Annotated in this window: 19 protein-coding genes and 1 pseudogene; 13 read left to right on the top strand and 7 right to left on the bottom strand. The window is 45.5% G+C overall.

Annotation, left to right across the window (positions count from 1 at the left end; genetic code table 11):
• Positions 1 to 10 precede the first annotated feature (10 nt).
• The 5 genes from rsxD to LIN98_RS07495 all read left to right on the top strand — a co-directional run bounded on the left by rsxD (position 11) and on the right by LIN98_RS07495 (position 4669).
• On the top strand, positions 11 to 1090 hold the full coding sequence (gene rsxD / locus LIN98_RS07515) for an electron transport complex subunit RsxD (protein WP_005545871.1): 1080 nt from the start codon (positions 11 to 13) through the stop codon (positions 1088 to 1090).
• A 6-nt stretch (positions 1091 to 1096) separates the two neighbouring features.
• Entirely contained in the window at positions 1097 to 1717 is a 621-nt protein-coding gene (gene rsxG, locus LIN98_RS07510) for an electron transport complex subunit RsxG (RefSeq protein ID WP_005544008.1), read from the top strand.
• Positions 1710 to 2495, top strand: coding sequence for an electron transport complex subunit E (locus LIN98_RS07505; RefSeq protein ID WP_005590166.1), 786 nt, complete (start codon positions 1710 to 1712; stop codon positions 2493 to 2495). The genes rsxG and LIN98_RS07505 overlap by 8 nt, the downstream gene beginning before the upstream one ends.
• Positions 2496 to 2641: 146 nt before the next feature.
• Entirely contained in the window at positions 2642 to 3277 is a 636-nt protein-coding gene (gene nth, locus LIN98_RS07500; protein ID WP_005544001.1) for an endonuclease III, read from the top strand.
• A 24-nt stretch (positions 3278 to 3301) separates the two neighbouring features.
• A complete protein-coding gene (locus LIN98_RS07495; RefSeq protein ID WP_005545874.1) occupies positions 3302 to 4669 on the top strand; it encodes a sodium-dependent transporter in 1368 nt (455 codons plus the stop codon).
• A gap of 394 nt (positions 4670 to 5063) precedes the next feature.
• Here LIN98_RS07495 and znuB read toward each other — a convergent pair whose 3' ends face one another.
• Complete coding sequence (gene znuB, locus LIN98_RS07490) at positions 5064 to 5849, bottom strand: zinc ABC transporter permease subunit ZnuB (RefSeq protein ID WP_005545876.1); 786 nt, start codon at positions 5847 to 5849, stop codon at positions 5064 to 5066.
• Between the two features lie 11 nt (positions 5850 to 5860).
• Complete coding sequence (znuC, locus tag LIN98_RS07485; protein WP_005545878.1) at positions 5861 to 6634, bottom strand: zinc ABC transporter ATP-binding protein ZnuC; 774 nt, start codon at positions 6632 to 6634, stop codon at positions 5861 to 5863.
• Between the two features lie 188 nt (positions 6635 to 6822).
• Between znuC and mepM the strand changes: the two genes are divergently transcribed.
• A complete protein-coding gene (gene mepM, locus LIN98_RS07480) occupies positions 6823 to 8355 on the top strand; it encodes a murein DD-endopeptidase MepM (protein WP_014167728.1) in 1533 nt (510 codons plus the stop codon).
• A 107-nt stretch (positions 8356 to 8462) separates the two neighbouring features.
• Here the strand turns inward: mepM and LIN98_RS07475 are convergent, their stop codons facing one another.
• The 4 genes from LIN98_RS07475 to LIN98_RS07460 are packed head-to-tail and all read right to left on the bottom strand — an operon-like array spanning position 8463 to position 12088.
• Entirely contained in the window at positions 8463 to 9221 is a 759-nt protein-coding gene (locus LIN98_RS07475) for an iron ABC transporter ATP-binding protein (RefSeq protein WP_005567524.1), read from the bottom strand.
• Between the two features lie 11 nt (positions 9222 to 9232).
• Entirely contained in the window at positions 9233 to 10174 is a 942-nt protein-coding gene (locus LIN98_RS07470) for an iron chelate uptake ABC transporter family permease subunit (protein WP_005545884.1), read from the bottom strand.
• On the bottom strand, positions 10164 to 11129 hold the full coding sequence (locus tag LIN98_RS07465; protein ID WP_005545887.1) for an ABC transporter permease: 966 nt from the start codon (positions 11127 to 11129) through the stop codon (positions 10164 to 10166). Before LIN98_RS07465 ends, LIN98_RS07470 begins: the two co-directional genes overlap by 11 nt.
• A gap of 59 nt (positions 11130 to 11188) precedes the next feature.
• Positions 11189 to 12088 (bottom strand): siderophore ABC transporter substrate-binding protein, encoded by a 900-nt coding sequence (locus LIN98_RS07460; RefSeq protein ID WP_005545889.1) that lies wholly within the window; start codon positions 12086 to 12088, stop codon positions 11189 to 11191.
• 228 nt (positions 12089 to 12316) lie between these two features.
• Between LIN98_RS07460 and cpdB the strand changes: the two genes are divergently transcribed.
• Positions 12317 to 14293, top strand: coding sequence for a 2',3'-cyclic-nucleotide 2'-phosphodiesterase (gene cpdB, locus LIN98_RS07455; RefSeq protein ID WP_005567518.1), 1977 nt, complete (start codon positions 12317 to 12319; stop codon positions 14291 to 14293).
• Positions 14294 to 14366: 73 nt separating this feature from the next.
• Here the strand turns inward: cpdB and fdhE are convergent, their stop codons facing one another.
• Positions 14367 to 15284 (bottom strand): formate dehydrogenase accessory protein FdhE, encoded by a 918-nt coding sequence (gene fdhE / locus LIN98_RS07450; RefSeq protein WP_005589316.1) that lies wholly within the window; start codon positions 15282 to 15284, stop codon positions 14367 to 14369.
• A gap of 372 nt (positions 15285 to 15656) precedes the next feature.
• On the opposite strand from fdhE, the gene LIN98_RS07445 reads away from it, so the two are divergent.
• The 6 genes and pseudogenes from LIN98_RS07445 (at position 15657) to LIN98_RS07420 (ending at position 20810) form a co-directional block, all read left to right on the top strand.
• Positions 15657 to 16073 (top strand): YgiW/YdeI family stress tolerance OB fold protein, encoded by a 417-nt coding sequence (locus LIN98_RS07445; RefSeq protein WP_005545895.1) that lies wholly within the window; start codon positions 15657 to 15659, stop codon positions 16071 to 16073.
• Positions 16074 to 16158: 85 nt separating this feature from the next.
• A pseudogene (locus LIN98_RS07440) lies at positions 16159 to 16539 on the top strand (phage BR0599 family protein); the annotation flags it as partial.
• 12 nt (positions 16540 to 16551) lie between these two features.
• On the top strand, positions 16552 to 16797 hold the full coding sequence (locus tag LIN98_RS07435; RefSeq protein WP_005570665.1) for a hypothetical protein: 246 nt from the start codon (positions 16552 to 16554) through the stop codon (positions 16795 to 16797).
• A gap of 3 nt (positions 16798 to 16800) precedes the next feature.
• Positions 16801 to 17007 (top strand): hypothetical protein, encoded by a 207-nt coding sequence (locus LIN98_RS07430; protein ID WP_148326193.1) that lies wholly within the window; start codon positions 16801 to 16803, stop codon positions 17005 to 17007.
• Positions 17007 to 19787 (top strand): phage tail protein, encoded by a 2781-nt coding sequence (locus LIN98_RS07425; protein WP_249856102.1) that lies wholly within the window; start codon positions 17007 to 17009, stop codon positions 19785 to 19787. The genes LIN98_RS07430 and LIN98_RS07425 overlap by 1 nt, the downstream gene beginning before the upstream one ends.
• Positions 19788 to 19961: 174 nt before the next feature.
• Positions 19962 to 20810 (top strand): DNA adenine methylase, encoded by an 849-nt coding sequence (locus LIN98_RS07420; RefSeq protein ID WP_249856101.1) that lies wholly within the window; start codon positions 19962 to 19964, stop codon positions 20808 to 20810.
• Positions 20811 to 20832: the final 22 nt, after the last annotated feature.

Genomic DNA, 20832 nt, shown 5'->3' with positions numbered 1-20832 from the left:
GGAACGATAAATGTTTAAGATGATAAGTTCACCCCATACCCATTCCGGCAAGCTCACGGCGCGCGTGATGTTTTGGGTGATTTTTGCCATGATTCCGGCAATCGTTTTGCAAGTTCATTATTTCGGCTTTGGTGTGTTGATTCAATCGGCGTTGGCAATTATGTTTGCATTATTGCTGGAATTGGCGGTAACGCGGTTACGCAAAAAAAGGATGTTAAGTTACATTTCCGATTTTAGCGTGATTTTGACCGCACTTATTCTCGCCGTTGCCATCCCACCTTACGCACCTTACTGGGTTATTCTGATTGGTACGTTTTGTGCAGTGATTCTCGGCAAGCACGTTTATGGCGGCTTGGGGCAAAATCCGTTTAATCCTGCCATGGTGGGTTATGTGGTGCTGCTCGTGTCGTTCCCGTTACAAATGACTACTTGGATGCCACCTATCGCATTATTAGCGGAACCGCCGACCTTTCATGATGCGGCATTGTTGATTTTTTCAGGGCTGACCTCCGACGGTTTTAGTCTGCACCAATTAACGGCATCCATTGACGGCATTACACAGGCAACTCCGCTCGACAGCGCACGAACTTTCTATTCAGCCCTTTGTTCCGATTGCAGCGCCGATGTGGCATTTTACGATTTGGTGAAATTACCAATTTTTACGCAAAATGGCTGGGACCTTGCGCAAGGGTGGTGGCAAATTAACGTGGCGTTTCTTATCGGTGGTGTATTCTTAATTCTAAAAAAAATCATTCACTGGCAAATCCCTACAGCCATGTTAGGCAGTTTTGCGTTGTTAGATTTACTGACCGAATTATTCGGCAACGGCGCGCAATTAAGCTTACCGGCGCAGTTAATGAGCGGCGCCATGATGTTCGGCGCATTCTTTATCGCCACCGATCCGGTCACAGCTTCCATCACGCCGCGCGGCAAATTGGTGTTCGGTGCGTTGGTAGGAAGCTTGTTGTATTTAATCCGTTTTTATGGCAACTATCCTGACGGTGTCGCCTTCGCGATTTTACTCAGCAACATTTGCGTGCCGTTAATTGATCACTATACCCGCCCGCGGGTTGCCGGTCATCGGAGGTAAGAGAGTATGCAAACCATTAAAGTCACTTCTAAATCCGCTATATTGTTGGCGTTTGTTGCGTTTTGCTGCACAATAATTTCCGGTGGCATTTACTTTTTAACCAAAGATAAAATCAAGCAGGCAATACAGGCACAGCAACAGGAACTGTTACTACAAGTGATCCCGCAGGATTACTTCAATAATGATCTGACGCAGGCTTGTTATGCACCGCAAGCGGGGACATTACAAGTCGTGGAGATAAGCAAAATATGCACGGCAAAGAAAGACGGCGTGACTACTGCCTATGCCTTTGAAAGCACGGCGCATGATGGCTATTCCGGCGATATTCATATTTTGGTGGGCATGAAACCTGATGGCGAAGTGCTTGGCGTGCGCATTACGGAACACCACGAAACCCCGGGATTAGGCGATAAAATTGAAACCCGCATTTCCAACTGGGTTTTAAGTTTTGATCATCAGGTTATCAGCAACGAAAATGCCGCAGAATGGGCGGTGAAAAAAGACGGCGGTAAATTCGATCAATTCGCCGGTGCCACCATCACGCCCCGCGCTGTGGTTAACCAAGTGAAACGGGCGGCATTGGCTATGCTGGATAATCTGCCGAAAGAGAGAGAAAGTGATGGATAAATTAGACGAAACACAAGAACTGCAACAAACCGAAGCCAAAAGTGCGGTTGACAAAAAACAACATTTTTTGAACGTTGGTTCTGCCAACGGCCCCGAAGGGGTGAATAAGCGAACAAGTGAGCTTATGAATAATATTTCAAATGAAAAAAGCATTTGGAAAACGATTTTCATTCAGGGCATCTGGACCAACAACTCCACCGTGGTGCAACTGCTTGGGTTGTGTCCGCTGCTGGCGGTGTCCAACTCCGTGACCAACGCCCTCGGGCTGGGTTTAGCCACCATGCTTGTGCTGACGTGTACGAACACGGTAGTTTCTCTTTTCCGTAAGCACATCCCCAATGAAATCCGCATTCCGATTTATGTGATGATCATCGCAACCACGGTAACCGCTGTGCAATTATTGATGAATGCCTATACCTACGCGCTTTATCAATCTCTCGGGATTTTTATTCCGCTCATCGTCACCAACTGTATTGTGATCGGTCGCGCCGAAGCCTTTGCTTCCAAGAACAGCATTTCCCATTCCTCCTTTGACGGTTTTTCCATGGGATTAGGGATGTTATTCAGTTTAGTAGCGCTCGGCGGCATCCGCGAAATCATCGGCAACGGTACTTTATTTGACGGCATCGAAAATTTGCTGGGCGATTGGGCTAAATTCATGCGGATTGAATTTTTCCACAATGACAGTAATCTGTTACTTGCGATTTTGCCTCCCGGCGCATTTATTGGTTTAGCTTTGTTGTTAGCCTTAAAAAATGTAATAGATACAAAAAAGTAGTTTAAAAGAAATAATGCTCAGATAATTTATCCTCATATAATTTGTCTGAGCGACTTTGAATTCTTAGGAAAATTCTAACCAAGCTCAGATAAGCAAATTAGCTTGGTGTGTATTTTTTGCACAAGCAAAAAAGTAAAAGGAAGTTTATGAATAAAGAAAAAAGAATTGAAATCCTAAAACGCCTACGCGCTGCTAATCCGCACCCAACGACGGAACTGAATTTCAGTTCCCCTTTTGAATTGTTAATTGCGGTGATTCTATCGGCACAAGCCACCGACAAAGGCGTGAACAAGGCGACGGACAAACTGTTTCCCGTCGCCAATACCCCACAAACGATTTTGGCGTTAGGTGTGGATGGTTTGAAGGAGTACATTAAAACCATCGGTTTGTTTAACAGCAAAGCGGAAAATATCATCAAAACCTGCCGTGATTTAATTGAAAAACACAACGGCGACGTGCCGGAAGATCGCGCCGCCTTAGAAGCCCTTGCCGGTGTCGGCAGAAAAACCGCTAATGTGGTGCTAAACACCGCCTTCGGACATCCCACTATCGCTGTGGACACCCACATTTTCCGCGTGTGTAATCGTACCGGCTTTGCACCCGGCAAAGATGTGGTGAAAGTGGAAGAAAAATTGATTAAAGTGGTGCCCGCCGAATTTAAAGTGGATGTGCACCATTGGCTGATTCTGCACGGGCGTTATACCTGCGTGGCGCGCAAACCCCGTTGCGGGGCGTGCATTATTGAAGATTTATGTGAATATAAAGATAAAACGGAATATTAAAATTTAAGAGATACAGGAAAACTTATGACAACAACGAAACCGGAACGACAAACCTGGTCCAGTCGCTTAACTTATGTGCTTACTGTCGCCGGTGCAACCGTAGGCTTTGGTGCAACATGGCGCTTTCCTTATTTGGTAGGCGAACACGGCGGCGGTGCCTATGTGTTGTTATTCTGTTTAGCCATGATTTTAATCGGGATCCCGATGATCTTAGTGGAAAACGTCATCGGTCGCCGTTTGCGGGTGAACTCTATTGATGCCTTCGGCGACAAAATTCTCGATAAAGGCATTTCCAAATATTGGAAAATCATCGGTTATATGGGCTTGCTCGGCGCCTTCGGTATCATGGCGTATTACATGGTGCTTGGCGGCTGGGTAATCACCTACATCATCAACTTAATCACCGGCACGCTGGATATTTCCACTACTATCACAAAAGAAGTCGCCCAAGATTTCTACGAAGTACACATCAGCAACAGTCCCTTAGAAATCATTATTTACACCGCACTTTTTGCGTTAGTGAATTACATCATTTTGGCAAAAGGCATTATCGGCGGCATTGAACGCGCTGTGAGGTACCTTATGCCGTTGCTCTTTATTTTCTTAATCGGCATGGTGATTCGCAATATCACTTTACCGGGCGCCATGGAAGGGATCACCTTTTACCTAAAACCCGATTTCTCCAAAATCACAGCCGAATTATTTATTTTCGTATTAGGACAGGTTTTCTTCGCGTTAAGTCTTGGTTTTGGTGTATTAATCACCCTTTCCAGTTACCTAAATAAAGAAGAAAATCTTATTCAAACCGCCGTCATCACCGGTTTCACCAACACCATTATTGCAGTGCTGGCGGGATTCATGATTTTCCCTTCGCTATTCACCTTCGGCATTGAACCGAACGCCGGACCAACCTTGGTATTCCAAAGCCTACCGATTGTGTTCTCCCATTTATGGGCGGGTAAATTCTTCGCCATTGTTTTCTTCAGTTTACTGTTGATCGCCGCGCTGACTACTTCCATCACCATTTACGAGGTCATCATCACCGCTTTACAGGAAAAACTCAGAATGCGTCGAAGCAAAGCCATTATTTTGACCCTCGGCGGGATTTTCTTATTAGGCAACGTGCCGGCGATTCTCGGCGATAATGTATGGAAAAACGTCACTTTCTTCGGCAAAAGTATTTTTGATGCCTTTGATTTCGTCAGCGGCAACATTCTGTTTATGCTCACCGCACTGGGTTGCGCTATTTTCGTCGGTTTCGTATTAAAAGAGGAAGCGAAAAAAGAACTCTCCCCGGCCCTGAATTCCACCTTTATCAAGGTTTGGTTTAATTATGTGAAATTTGTCGTTCCGTTTATTATTTTGGTGATTTTTATCAGTAACCTGATTTAACCAAAAAATGCGCTGTATCTTAAAAGTAGGACATCTACAACCCATGATTGTTGGTTGTAGATGTGGCTGACTTTCGGCTGAGTCTCGTTAATGCCGAAAAATATACCGGTCCAATTAAACAAAACGGATTTATCGGTTATTCATACTGATCTAGTCTGCCTTCATGGGTTTACCTGTTGGCGTGAGATGATAGTTCACAATGACAGTTTGCCTTATGCTATACAGAGCATGAACTAATACAGAAATTGAATGCGGTAATAGAGCGTTTTTTCAGCATGTTAACATCAGATGTTTTATTCCCGACAATTTAAAGGTATTGATGAATCAGAATAGGCAATACATGAATATTTTCGTTATTAGGGAGATAAAGTGCGGTTATTTTTTTCGGCAAATTTTAACCCTGCTGTTTTTTTAATAAAGAACAAAGAAACAGGAATGTAGAGCAGATAACCACGGAAGGACCGGCGGCGGTGTCGTAGTATGCGGATAAGGTCAAACCGAGGGAGACAGCGATCATACTGATGAAGACGGCGATAATGGCCATAGTTTCCGGCGTGCGGGCGAAGCGTCGGGCGGTGGCGGCAGGAATAATCAGTAGTGAAGTGATGATCAATGCACCGACGAATTTCATGCTTAAGGCGATGGTTAAAGCGGTTAAGATCATCAGAATAAAACGCATTTTTTTCACGTTAATGCCTTCCACTTGCGCCAGTTCCGGGCTGATGGTCGCGGAAATTAACGGCTTCCAGAAATAGCATAGTGCCGCTAACACAATAATTGCGCCAATGCCGATATACCATAAATCCTGATAGTTAATTGCCAGTAAATCGCCGAACAAATAAGACATTAAATCCACCCGCACATTTTTCAGCAAGCCGACCGTAACCACGCCGATGGAAAGGCAACTGTGGGCGATAATGCCGAGCAGGGTATCGATGGAAAACTGAGTGTTATTTTCCAGCCATACCAGCGCGATGGAAAGCAACAAGGTGAGTGCTAAAATAGCAATGTAAGGATTGATTTGCAGAAAAATTCCTAATGCTACACCGAGGAGTGCCGAGTGAGAAAGGGTGTCGCCGAAATACGCCATTTTGCGCCACACGACAAAAGCCCCTAATGGTGCGGTAATCAGTGAAAGAATGATGCCTGTCAGCCAGGCGGGAAAGAGAATATCAAACATAATGTCAGTCGTTATTGAGATTGTTTTGGTTCCACACGGTGAATGTTACCGTGCATATCGTGCCGGTGATTGTGATGGTGTGTATAAACAGCAATATTTTTGGAAAATTGATCTCCGAAAAAGTGAATAAAGGTCGGATCGTTGGAGACGGTTTCCGGCGTGCCGGCGCAGCAAATATGCTGATTAATGCACAACACTTCGTTGGTGTCTGCCATTACAATATGTAAATCATGCGACACCATGAGAATCGCGCAATTCAGGTTTTCGCGGGTTTGGTGAATGAGCTGATACAGCTCAGCCTGTCCGGCGATGTCCACACCCTGAGTGGGCTCATCTAATACCAATAAACTTGGTTTATTTAAAATAGCACGTGCTAACAATACGCGCTGCATTTCGCCGCCGGACAGCTTTTGCATACTGTTATGGATGAGGTGGCTAATAGATAGTAGTGCCATTGCTTGCCGGATATCCTGTGGGCGGATGCCTTTTTTCAGGGATAAAAATTTCTCCACGGTGATCGGCAGATTGGGATCCAGATAGATTTTTTGCGGCACATAACCAATACGAATATTTTTATTGTAAATCACGTTGCCGGAAGTAGGCTGTTGCAGTTTTAGCAGCACTTTCAATAAGGTGGATTTGCCGCCACCGTTTGGCCCGACAATAGTGATGATCGAATTGGGGTAAACAGTCAGGTTAATGTTTTGCAAAGCGGCTTGTTGTCCGAATTTCACATTGATGTTTTTTAACTCGACTAAAGGCAGTCTGATTGCACTAATTTGCATTTTTAGGTTCTTTTGAAGAAAAATTGCGCTAAAAATAACTTATTTTTTATCATTTAACAAGTTACCAGCCGATTTATGTGTATAATTACGCTGTTTATTTGGCATTTAATATTTTTTGCTGAATTTTTTAATATTTGCTTGGTCATAAATACACTTAAACCACAATATGCAGTCAAGGAATCAACGTCGTGCAACATATAAAACTGGCAAGAGATCGCCGCAAAAGAAAATCGCGTATTAAAGCGATTGTTTTTTTTATTGCGCTTTTTTCTATTTTTGCCGGTTTTTTTTTGCATTTAAATGATTCTGCCTCCAAAAAAATCGACACTGTCAATAATCCGACTTACTCCTATTTCTCCTCAAAAGGTAACGGTTTTGCCAATGGCAGTGATCAATTTCAAGATATTTTATCCGACGATCTTTACCCGGCTTCTGCTTACACTATGTCGTTCGCCAACGAAGTTTCCCATGAATTACGGATTCTGGCAGATACTCTGGGTATCAGCACAATTGATAATAACGCCACCTCTTATGACGATGATGTCGGCAAAGATGATGAAGTGGAAGAAGTCAAAACTCACGACGAATTTGATGATTTGGATAAATTGCCGGACGATGCGAAAAATGCGATCACCAATATTTTAGATGTTGCCGATCAGGCGATTCGGATTAAAGATCAGTTCAGTCACACCGTTGTCAAAGGAGATGCCTTAAAAGACGTATTGGAGTTGTCCGGTTTGGAAGATGACACCAGTAAACAGCTTATCGCTTCTTATCCGGAATTGAAACATTTACAGGCAGGGCAACAATTTTACTGGATTTTAAATAATGACGGAGAGCTGGAATATTTGAACTGGCTGGTTTCCCAGAAAAAAGAACACATTTATGAACTTCAGACAGATGGCAAATTTAAACGCCAAATTGTGGAGAAAAAAAGTGTTTGGAAACGTGAAGTGTTGCGTGGCGAAATGGAAGGATCTTTCGTCAGCAGCCTGAAGAAACTCGGTTTGGATAATCGTCAGATTTATCAATTATTCTCTGCGTTACAATGGCAGGTCAGCCTGAAACAACTGAAAAAAGGCACGAAGATTTCTATTTTGGTTTCCCGTGAATATCTGGAAGACAAACGGACCGGGCAGGGTAATGTGGAAGCCATTCATATTGTGAGCAGCGGCAAAAGTTATTATGCGATCCAAGCCAGCAACGGTCGTTATTACAACCGCCAGGGGGAAACCTTAGGTAAAGGCTTTGCCCGTTACCCGTTGCAACGTCAGGCGCGCGTTTCATCTCCGTTTAATCCGCGTCGCCGCCATCCGATTACGGGACGCATTGCACCACATAAAGGGGTGGATTTTGCGATGCCGACAGGGACACCGGTTATTGCGCCGGCAGACGGCACGGTAGAGAAAATCGCCTATCAGGCTTACGGTGCCGGTCGTTATGTGGTGCTACGCCACTCCCGTGAATACCAAACCGTGTATATGCACCTCAGCAGACCGCTAGTAAAAGTAGGGCAAACAGTGAAAAAAGGGGAGCGTATCGCGTTGTCCGGCAACACCGGCGGTTCTACCGGCCCGCATTTGCACTACGAATTCCATATTAACGGGCGTCCGGTCAATCCGCTTACCGTTAAACTTCCGGGGGGAAGCAGCGGCATAGGTACGGCGGAACGTAAACAATTCCTTGTTAAAGCCAACGAAGTAGAACGCTTGTTGCGCTGATTTCAAACCCGTTTCTAAAAAGTGCGGTGGATTTTTTAAGTGTTTTTAAAAACACCTGAGAAAACCACCGCACTTTTCTTTGTAATAAATAAAGAAAGTAGCAAATACTACATATGATGCACCACTAAACGCTTTTCTTGATGTTCCAGCACTTCCGCGTCCAGATTAAATATCGTTTTTAAATTCGCTTTGGTGATGATGTCTTCCGGGGTGCCTATCATGGCAATTTCGCCGTTTTTCATGGCAACGATGATGTCCGCATAGGCAGCGGCCATGTTGATGTCGTGGACTACCATCACGGTGGTGAGTGCCAGTTCGTTGGTGAGTTGGCGTAACAGGCGCATGAGTTCGCGGGCGTGGAATATATCCAGATTATTGAGCGGTTCATCCAACAGAACGTGATCGGTCTTTTGGCAGAACGTCATGGCAATCAGCGCCCGTTGCCGTTGCCCGCCGGAAAGTTCGCTTAAAAAACGGTAGGCGAGTGCATCCAAATCGAAACGTTTTAATGCCGCCTGAATAATGTTTTTATCTTCTTCCGTCGGTCTGCCTTGGTGATGCGGGTAGCGCCCGAAAAAGAGCAGATCCTGCACGGTAATACGGCTATGAATCACGTTATCTTGGGTTAAAATCGCCAGATTCTGCGCGATGATGCGCGATGGCGTGGTGGCAATATCCATTTCATTTAACCAAATCTTTCCCTGCTGAATGGGATTGAGACGGGCGATTAAAGACAACAAGGTCGATTTCCCCGCGCCGTTAGCGCCGATGAGGGCGGTAATCCCGCCATTGGGAATGGTGAGATTGATGTTATTTAAAATGGTGGCATGACCGATCTTATAGGTGATATTTTCGATTTTAATCACAATGCATTCCTTTATTTTGCCCGTCTTAACATTAAATAGATGAACACCAAACCGCCGACGAATTCAATGACCACACTGAGCACGCCCTGCATTTTCATCACTTGCTCAAATAAGGCTTGCCCGCTTACAAGGGTGATAGCGGATACCATAAATGTCATAGGGATACGTTGACTGTGGTGCATGGTTGGGCTGATGGCGTTGACGATAGCGCATACCAATAAGCCTAAAAACAGAATCGGGCCGACAAGTGCGGTGGAAACGGAGACCAAAAATGCGCAGCAAATCAAAAGTTTTCGGCTAAATTGGTGGTATTCCAAACCGAGCCCGATGGCGCGATCACGTCCGAGTAATAACACGTCTAATTTAAACCGTTGCTGCCAAATCCAGACGGCGCTGATAAGTGTGATCGCCGTGCCGATCCAAAGTAAGATTGGATTCACCGTATTAAAACTGGCGAAGGAAGAGCCTTGCGCCACGGCAAATTCGTTCGGGTCGATCATGCGTTGCAGTAAATTATTCAGACTGCGGAACAGTACGCCGAAAATAATCCCTACCAAAATCATGCGCGCCAAATCGCTGTTATTTTTGGTTAAGGTGCGAAATAATAATAAAGCCCCGAACAGTATTAACAGGGTTTCAAAGGCAAATTTGCCGGCGATATTTAATTGCGTGAAGCCGATGCCGCCAAAGGAGAAAACTAAAATGCTTTGCACCAATAAATATAAGGAATCGAAGCCCAAAATGCTCGGGGTGAGAATTGGGTTGTTGGTCAGGGTTTGGAACAATAGCGTGGAAATCCCGATGGTGTAAGCCATGATAAGCAATAATAAAAGTTTTTTTCCACGGAACGGTAACACGAAATCCCAGTTGCCGTTGGCGTTGTAACTCATGAAAAATACACAGGCGAACGTGAGCAACAGGCAAAGGAAGGGCATTCTGCGATTATTTCCCATGGGCGTTCCCCTTAAATAATAAATAGAGGAAAATCAAGGTGCCGACAATGCCGAACACCGTTGAAATCGGCACTTCATAAGGCGCATTGATAACCCGCCCCGCAATGTCGCACATTAACACCAAATTTGCGCCGAGCAACACCACGGAAGGCAAATTTTGTCGCAGGCGATCGCCGGAAAGGCGGGAAATAATGTTCGGTACAACCAGCCCGATAAAAGGAATTTGCCCGACGGTTACCACCACAACCGCCGTAATCATCGCCACCACGATTAAGGCAAACCACGTCATTTGACGATAATTAATGCCTAACGCGGTGCTGATATTGCGCCCCAAGCCGGTGATGCTTAGTTGATCCGCCATAATATAAACCACGACAGCAAGAATGGCGGTAAGCCACAGAAGTTCGTAACGCCCCGCCAGAACAGCGGAGAAATCCCCGGCAAACCAGATAGAAAGCAGTTGTATGCTGTCCGTTTCGTAAGCAATAAAGGTGGTGATCGCTTCAATGATGTTACCGAATACAATCCCCACCAACGGCACCATCAGGCTTTGATGCGGAGGCAGACGTTGGAGCAATAACATAAAGATTCCCATGCCGATGAGTGCGCTCAGCGTGGCTATCGACATTTTGAGAAGGAGCGCCGTACTTGGAAAGAGCAGACTCACCAATAACACACCCACTGCCGCACTTTGACTGGCACCGATCATGCTGGGTTCAATAAAGCGGTTTTTCAGTACGATTTGCAACACCATGCCCGCCACGCCAAGTGTGGCGCCTACTAAAATCACGGCGGCGGTTCTCGGCAAGCGGCTGATAAGCAATACCTGCATTTGCTCCGGTTGGGTAAAAAATTGTGCCCAATGAAAATCCGCAACACCGACGGTAATGCTGCCCACGGTGAGTAAAAGGAGAAGGACAAAATTAATTCGGTTCAGGGTGAAAATGTTCGGCATGGTATTAACATAAAAAAGGTTCTCTCCCGCAGGAGAAAACCGTTAAAAGATTCGGTGGATTATTTTTTCTCAAAGGCGGCTTTGATGTTATTCAAATCCATTTTTAATTGTTCCGCACCACCCGGCGCAAGGTAAGAGGCGCTGCTTAAATACACGATATTGCCGTTTTTCCAGGCTTTGGTGTGACGAATTAATTCGTTATCCAATACTTCTTTGGCGCCTTTCCCTTCCTGCCCGATAGCGGAAATGCGATCTAACACAAACAACCAATCCGGATTGGTTTTCTCAATAAATTCAAAACTGATCGGTTGACCATGACCGCTGACGTTTATGCTTGGATCTGCCATCGGCACGCCGAGATCCTCGTGAATAAAACTTAAACGATAGCCTTTACCGAAGGCGGAAATCTTGCCGCCGTTGACTAAAATAATTAAACCGTTACCCTTGCCTTTTACTGCGTCTTTGGTTTGTTTAAACAAGGTTTCGAGCTCCGCTTTTAATTTATCCGCTTCCGCTTGTTTATTAAATAATTTGCCGAAGCTATCAATGCGTTGAATACCGCTTTTAATCAATTTGTCGCCGTTATCCGTCAAATCCACGGTTTTGGCAATGGCACTCACATCATCAAATTTTTTCGCCGTACGGGTACCGACAATAATTAAATCCGGTTTTAATTCATTTAAGGCTTCCAGATTCGGTTCAAAAATCGTCCCGACATTTTTGGCTTGTTCCAAGGTCGGTTTTAAATAAGGGAGAACCTTGCTCACATCTGCCGCGCCATCCACTTTTATGCCCAAGGCTTGCAGGGTGTCCAAACTGCCGGTATCAAACACCGCAATTTTTGCCGGTGGCGCATCCAACGTCACTTCACCGCGCGCAGTGGGAATCGTGACTTCTTTTGCCAAAGCGGATGTCGCCAACGCGAGACAGCTTAATGCCAATAATGTCTTTTTCAACATCTTAAATCTCCTCATTTCTGTGATTGAAAATTATTCTCATGTATTCTAGCGGAATTTGGCGGAAGGTAAATGTTAATTTTGCGGGAAATTGATTTGTTTTCTGTCGTTATAAAGAATTAAAGTGCGGTCAAAAAATCCGATGAATTTTATGACCGCACTTTTCCTTTCAAAGCCCCGCCCATTTGCCTTACAATAACGCCGTCTTTCCCTAAAACTAAGGATCTTATTATGATGAATCGAAGACGTTTTATTCAAATTGGTGCGAGCAGTGTTTTGGCGCTGAGTTGCCATCCGATGGCGTTTGCCAAAAACGGGAATCAGGTGGATTTGCGCATTATCGGCACCACCGATATTCACAGCTTTTTGACGGATTTTGATTATTACAAAGACGCGCCGACGGAGAAATTCGGCTTTACCCGCGCGGCAAGTTTGATCCGCCAAGCCCGTGCGGAAGTGAAAAACAGCGTGCTGGTGGATAACGGCGATTTGATTCAGGGCAACCCGATTGCCGATTATCAGGCGGCAGTAGGCTATAAAGAAGGTGAGCCGAACCCGGCAATCGCCTGTTTGAACGCCTTGCATTATGAGGTAGGCACCTTGGGCAATCATGAATTTAATTATGGTTTGGATTATTTAGCTGACGCCATCAAACAGGCGAATTTCCCCATTGTGAACGCCAATGTGGTGAAAGCGGGAACCGATGATCCTTATTACACGCCCTATGTGATTCAGGAAAAAACGGTGGTGGACAACAACGGCAAATCCCATCCGTTAAAAATCGGTTACATCGGTTTTGTGCCGCAGCAAATTATGGTGTGGGATAAAGCCAATTTAACCGACAGAGTGGAAACCCGCGATATTGTCAAAACCGCACAAAAATATGTGCCGGAAATGAAGCAAAAAGGTGCGGATATTATCGTTGCCTTGGCGCATACCGGGCCATCCGATGAGCCGTATCACGAAGGGGCGGAAAATTCCGCTTTCTATCTCGCCGATGTGCCGCATATTGATGCGGTGATTTTTGGCCATTCCCACCGTTTGTTCCCGAATAAAGAATTTGCCAAATCGCCGAATGCGGACATTGCCAAGGGCACGGTGAAAGGTGTGCCGGAAAGCATGGCGGGCTACTGGGCGAACAATATCAGCGTAGTAGATTTGGTATTGAGCGAACATAATGGCAAATGGATTGTGACCGACGGGAAAGCCGTATTGCGCCCGATTTATGATGTGGAAAACAAAAAGCCGTTAGCGGAAAATGACGCAGAAATGACCGCACTTTTGAAAGAAACGCATGACGCCACCCGTAAATTCGTGGCGCAGCCAATCGGTAAAGCCACCGATAATATGTACAGCTATTTGGCGCTGGTGCAGGATGACCCGACCATTCAAATCGTTAACCAAGCGCAAAAAGCCTATGTGGAAAACGTGGCGCCAAGCGTGCCGGCAATGGCGGGCTTGCCGATTTTAAGTGCGGGCGCGCCGTTTAAAGCGGGCGGTCGGAAAAACGATCCGACGGGGTACACTGAAGTGAACAAAGGCGAATTAACTTTCCGTAATGCGGCGGATTTGTATTTGTATCCGAACACCTTGGTTGTCGTGAAAGTCAATGGCGAGCAATTGAAAGAATGGTTGGAATGCAGTGCGGGAATGTTTAAACAAATTGATCCGGGCAGTGACAAACCGCAACCTTTATTGGATTGGGAAGGCTTTCGCACCTATAATTTCGATGTCATCGATGGCGTCAATTACGAATATGATTTAACCCAACCGCCGCGTTATGACGGCGAATGTAAGCTTATCAATCCGAACGCCCACCGCGTGGTGAATTTGACCTATCAAGGCAAAGCGGTGGATCCGAAAGCGGAATTTTTAATCGCCACCAACAATTATCGTGCTTATGGCGAAAAATTCCCCGGCACCGGCGATAAACACATTGTTTATGCGTCGCCGGATGAAAATCGTCAGGTGTTGGCGGATTACATCAAAGCCACCAGCGAGAAAGAAGGCAGCGTAAACCCAAGTGCCGATAAAAACTGGCGTTTTGTGCCGATCAAAGGCAACGCGAAATTAGATGTACGCGTTGAAACTTCACCAAGTGCGCAGGCAACGCAATTCATCAAGGAAAACGCGCAGTATCCGATGAAACAGGTGGGCACCGATGAAGTAGGATTTGCCGTACATCAAATTGATTTATCGGGCAAATAATCCAAAAGCAAAAGGCATCCGTTGGATGCCTTTTTTGTCGCGAAAGTGCGGTCATTTTTATGAATGTTTTTTATTATTCCGGCGGGAACACAAACGGGTTCAAGCCGCTTTTCATAAAGCCTTTTTTCTCCATTTCCATATCCAGAAAGATGGACGCCAAATCGTCGGCGATGACTTCCATTTTCGGATCTTTCTCTTGATATAGAGCTTTCAAATAGCTATGGCAGTTCCCACAGCTCTCACTTCGGATCGCCGCCAGGTATTCGTCAAAAGACCAATAATCCAAGTCGCTGCTTTGTCCGCAGTTGGTGCATTGGTTGCGCACCATGTTCCATTCGCTTTCGCACAAGGAGCAGTGCAGGTAACGCAAGCCTTGCTTCGCGCCGAAATGAATCATGCTGGCGGTCGGCGCAGAGCTGCAAACAGGGCAGATGTGCAGGTTTTCGGTGCTTTCCTGTTTGGCGTTGTAGGGAATCTGTTGGACTAATTGCAACCAATATAAAGAAAGCGCCGCCCACACGAACACCGCTTTGTCGCTGGAAATCACCGCAAATTCCTGTGCTAAAACCTTATCGGCAAGATTTTCCAATTCGCTGTCTGCCGCTTTTTCCAGCCATTCGATGGTGGCGAGCATTTGATCGTTGGCGGAAGGTTTTAATTTCGCCAAAAGTGCGGTCAATAATTCGCGCCAAATGGGATCCCGTTGCCGGCTTTTAACGTCTAAAGGCTTATTTCCCAATTGTTCGGCAGAGAGTGCCTGTAAACGCGGATCCTGCGGAATCGGCATGGTTTCCAAGAGTTCCAGCTGCGCATCTGCGATAGCGGCGGCGAACAGCAAATAATTGGCGAGCGGGTGATCTTGCGCCAATTCTCTTAGACGCGCGGCGCGGCGCTGATATAAATTTTTCGGATTGGAGAAAAGCAGCGGCGGGGTGACATAAGAGGCTGCCGCCTGTTTAATTTCATTTTCGGGAAGAATTCGGATGCTCATAGTTGTGTTGTTAATAGAAAGTGAAAATTCGTGCTTATTATAGGCGCATAAATTTGCCGTTCAATGACCCTAACGGGTATTTTATTTGTTCGCCAGCCATTGCTTAATGCGATTTACGCCTTCCTACAAATGCTCGATATTGCGGGTGTAGGTCGTAGTTTGGCGAATTTATAGCTGCCGTCGGTACATTTCGCCGCTTCCCGTACAATATCCATCACAATGAAGGCAGACATTTGGTCATAACGCATAATTTTTCCTTTTTTATAAAAAAGTGTTGGACTTAATACTTTCTTAACTTTTGTTTCGTTTAATAGCTCGCAACAAAGCAAGGCTTTGTTACTTATAAGATGAATTTAATTGAGGAGATTTCACATGAAGAAACGCAGTTTAGCAACAATTTTAGTATTATCAACCATCGCTGCTACCGGCGTGTTTGCACAAGGCGGTTTTCAAGACCCGAATGCGCCGAAAATGGAACACCACAAAAAAGGTGATTTCAAACGTGGCGGTTTTGTGAATACCGATCAAACGGTGAGCAAAGCTTCTGAAGCCGGTTCCTGGCAAGATGATCAATACATCATTTTACAGGGTAACATCGTGAAACAAGTGGGCAAAGATGACTTTATCTTTAAAGATGCCAGCGGCGAAATCCAAGTGGAAATCGAACGCAAAGCCTGGCGCGGACAGGATGTTTCCCCAAGCGATGAAGTGAAACTTTACGGCGAAGTGGATAAATCCTGGAATAAGACCGAAGTGGATATTGAACGCGTAGAAAAAATTGTAAAATAATCCAAACCGAAAAAACAGAAAGTGGCGCTATGCCGCTTTTTGTTTGTTTTTGTATTTTTATTCTTAAAAGCAAGACGTTCCTTCCCCATATACGCTTTACGATACCGATTGCAAAGTCAAGCCCGGCAACTTTGTGGTGGCGGGGCTTACAATCAGCGCGATGGACGGGGCGTCCATCACCGTAAATCTGCCGGCAAACCTGCCGCAAGGCTGGTTTAATGCGGGTTTTATCGAGTGGCAGGATGACGGCGTGCGCGAGGTGCGCGCGGTCACCGTGCATCAAAATAACAAGCTGACATTAATGGGTGGCACGCAAAAGCTTTCAATCGGCACGGTCATTAAAGTCTATCCCGGTTGTGACGGACGGGCACAAACCTGTCTTAAAAAATTTAACAATATGCTTAATTTCGGCGGTATTCCACATATGCCGACCAAATCGCCGTATGACGGTTCACGCGTGTTTTAGAGGGATTTGATTATGTTTGCATCAATTGCCTGGGCAATCGTTAAAATCGTCGCCTATGCCGTTGCCAGTTATTACATCAATCGGGCGTTCGGTAAGCGCGGCAGTAACGGACCGGAGGCAGCCAGCGCCAAGGATTTTAATTTTCCGCAAATCGACGAGGGTACGCCGCAGTGTGTGTTTTTCGGCGATTGCTGGACCGAGGATTGGCAGGTGCTGGCTTACGGCAACTACCGCACGAGCGAGATTAAAAAGGGTTAATTTATGGATAGCATTATTATCACAATGCAAGACATGCGCCGGGTGGATTTTTGCCCTTACGGCGTCGAGGCGTTTTTTATGCGCGAAGGGTTAGATTATGCCGATTTTTTACAACATGGCATTGATTCGCGCGTGCTTTTAAACACCGGCAGTGTATTTGCGCGCAAATGTGTTGCTGCGGCCTTAGAGGCCAACGAAGGAGATAAATAATGGGCGGTAAAAAAGGCAAGTCGGTGACCGTTGGTTATCGTTACTATTGGGATATTCAAAGCGGGCTGGGACGCGGTCCGGTAGATGAGATTGTAGAGCTTCGGGTCGATGATAAAACAGCATATGTGGGCAAGCCGGGCGAGCTTACCCACTCACAAGCGATTTATGTTGATAAACCCAACTTATTCGGCGGTGATAACACCGGAGGTGAGGGAGGCATCCAGGGGCGAATGGAAATCCTGATGGGTGAGCCGGACCAAAAGCCGACCCAAATGCTGATTAATCTGCTTAAAGGTGTGTATAACCCGTCGGCGGCAAATAATCAAACCGGGCGCGGGCGCAAGCGCTTTAAAAAAGACGGGCAGCACAATAAGTTTTTCCGACCCGGCAATGTCAGCCCCGGTAATGTGGCAACAGATGAGACTATCCCGGGCTTTCGCGGCATTGTCACTACCGTGTTTTCGGGCCTTATCAGCTGCTATAACGCATACCCTAAAAAGCACAGCTACCGGGTGCGCCGTGCCCACAAAGGCTGGCACAATGGCGTGGTATGGTACGCCGAAAAAGCCAAAATCCTGCTGCGCAATGACAATCTTAAAATTAAAGGTTTGACAGCCGAACAAGAACAAAATGTACGCCAAATCCACGCCATGAACCCGGCACATATCCTGGTTGAATGCGCCACTAATAAAAGCTGGGGCGGCAAAAAAGACTTATCAGAGCTGGATTTAGACAGCTATAAAAAAGCGGCAGATACGCTTTTCGATGAGGGATTTGGCCTCTGTATCCGCTACAACCGGCAAACCTCCATTAAAGATTTTATTAAGCAAATTGTTGATCATATCGGGGCGGCGCAATACGACAATGTGGAGACCGGTAAACAGGCGATTAAATTGATTCGGCAAGACTACAATGTAGCGGATTTACCGCTGTTTAGCTATGACAAAGGGATTGTTGCGGTGCTTGATGATGACAGCGCCGCAACCGACAAGCAGGCAAATCAGGTTATCGTTAAATACCGTGAGCCGGTGACAAATCGCGAAGACCAGGCGATTGCCAACAATATTGCTGCGGTGCAAATGCACGGCGTCATTAGCAAAACCGTTGAATACAAAGGCGTGCCGACGTTTGACTTAGCAGCGCGGTTAGCGCAGCGCGATTTGGAGATGATTGCAAGCGGGCTTACACGGCTCAAAATCACGTTTGATATGCGAGACTCGGAGTTGCGCCCGGGTGATGTTATCCAGGTTAATCTGCCCGACCGCGATATTGTTGACGTGGTGTTCCGAGTTGGGGAGCTTAAAAACGGCAACGAGGGCGAGATTGTGGCGACGTGCTTGCAGGATGTTTACGGCATGCCCGCCGCTAACTACTCAACACAAAAAGGCGAGTCGCTTTACGTGCCGCCCGATTACACCGCCAAACCGATTGATTCCGCGCGCTTGTTTGAGGTGCCATATCACGTACTCCCGCTTGTGCTATCGGACGCGGAGCGCGCATTTATCAAGCCGACCGACTGTTTTGTCTGGAGCTTGGGCGCGCAACCGACTGCACTTTCTGTCGGCTATGACTTGATAGTTGATGCGGGCGCGGGATTTGAGCATGCTACCGAAGGTTCGTTCACACCGTCTGTCGTGTTAGATGAAGATATTGCACCTTATCAAACCCAAGTAAGATTTGTTACCGACGGGGATTACTCAGGTCTTAGTGGTGCCGAAGCATTAATGATAGACGATGAAATCGTGAAAATTGACTCTGTGAATTTTACAAAATCAATACTGACTATTGGGCGAGGTTGTGCGGACACCATACCGCAATCACACAAACGTGGTGCGAGAGCGTGGTGTTATTTAATCGCGGCAGGTACAAACGAAACTAAATATACCGTCAATGAAAAAATCAAAGCCAAATTACTGACCCGCACACAACAAGAAACATTATCGGAAGATAAAGCACAAGAACTTGTTATCGTAACCCGGAAACGCCAAGCCCGCCCGTACCCGCCGGGTAAAGTACAGGCTGATGGCATATATAGTGATACGATTGCCGATGGGAGCAAATTTAAATTAACTTGGGCACATCGTGATAGAGACATTCAAGCCGATAAACTTATCGCACATACCGAAGATAGCACGATTCTCGGTGACGGCGTCAGTTATCAGATTGCTTTGCTTGACGGTTCCAACATTGTTCGCACTATAACAACCACCGATACCGAGTTTTTATATCCGGATGAAGCTAAAAAGGAAGGAGAGCAGTTTAATCGGATTACATTAAGCGCAGTTAAAAACGGCTTATCCAGCTTATTTAATTATCAGTTTAACGTTGCCGGTGCAATGCAGCTACTTTATGACTGGGATTATAAAGCTAAATTCACACAGGGTGATAACTATCTTAACCGCTACGATGATGGTTATTTCGGTGGTCTGCCGTATTTTATGTTATCAAGTAGCTTATCACCGACTAGTGAACTTTACCGGGATTTTGCCGTTACACCTGGCGAGTTTGGGCGCTTTGCGCTTAACTATAAGATTTTGAGTTACAGTCAACGGCGCGGTAAATGTAAGGTTATTGTGCAGTTGCTAAATAGCGATAATCTAGTTAAATCTATTGATTCGGGGCTGCTCGGTGATTACCCGACCGATGACTGGCATCCGCAACAAGTCACGGACATATTACCGCCACAAGTCACAAGCATCCGATTTAAGATTGTCGTGCAAGATAGTATCGCTAATAATGCATTGGCATTTAGGGATATAACAATTCGTGTAGGCAAATAGGAGGTAAATAAAAAATAACACAAACACGGGTAGTCGGTGAGCTTTGCGCAGCCTGCCGACCTTATCACCCACAGTTCTGACCTGTGAGCAATAACTATTGCTAGACCCGCGGTCTTAGCCAAGACGAGGTAAGTCTAGCGTATTTTTTCAGTATATGAAAGAGGCTTACAGAATATGAAAAACAATTTATCAAGCTATAAACAAGCACCACTCCCATTTATTGGGCAAAAACAGCAATTCTTAACACATTATACCACAATACTTAATCAGCATATTCAGGATGAAGGTAAAGGCTGGACAATTATTGATGCCTTAGGTGGTTCGGGATTACTTAGCCACACGGCAAAACAACTCAAACCTGCTGCACGCGTTATTTACAATGACTTCGACGATTATGTCATGCGGCTCAAACATATTGACGATATTAACCGGTTGCGTGGCAAGATATATACTTTATTAGATGGTGTTCCACGCCAAAAGCGTATTACTGATCATCTTCTCAAAACTAAAATAATCAAAGTAATCGAAACATTTGACGGTTATAAGGATTTAAACTGCTTAGCCAGTTGGCTATTATTTAGCGGTCAGCAAGTCGCAACACTTAGTGATCTTTATCATAAAGATTTTTGGAATTGTATTAGAAAATCAGATTATCCAAATGCCCATGGTTATTTGGATGGTATAGAGATTACCAATGAATCATTCCACACGTTACTTCTGCGTTTTATCAATGACGAAAGGGCGGTATTTGTGTTAGACCCGCCATATTTGTGTACGAAACAAGAGAGCTATAAGCAAGCGCATTATTTCGATCTTATCGACTTCCTACGCTTAATTAACATTACACGACCACCGTATATCTTCTTCTCATCGACAAAAAGCGAGTTCGTGCGGTTTATTGAGTATATGTGTGAGGATAAAGTCAATAATTGGCAGGCATTTGATGGTGCACAAAGAATTACGATTAAGACAAACCTCAACTACCAAGGGCAATATGAAGATAATTTGGTTTATAAATTTTAGAGACTAAAAAGGATCAACGACT

It is taken from the genome of Aggregatibacter actinomycetemcomitans (genome assembly GCF_023518055.1).
Classification (GTDB): Bacteria; Pseudomonadota; Gammaproteobacteria; order Enterobacterales; family Pasteurellaceae; genus Aggregatibacter; species Aggregatibacter actinomycetemcomitans.
This window is presented reverse-complemented; position numbering and strand designations above follow the sequence as displayed.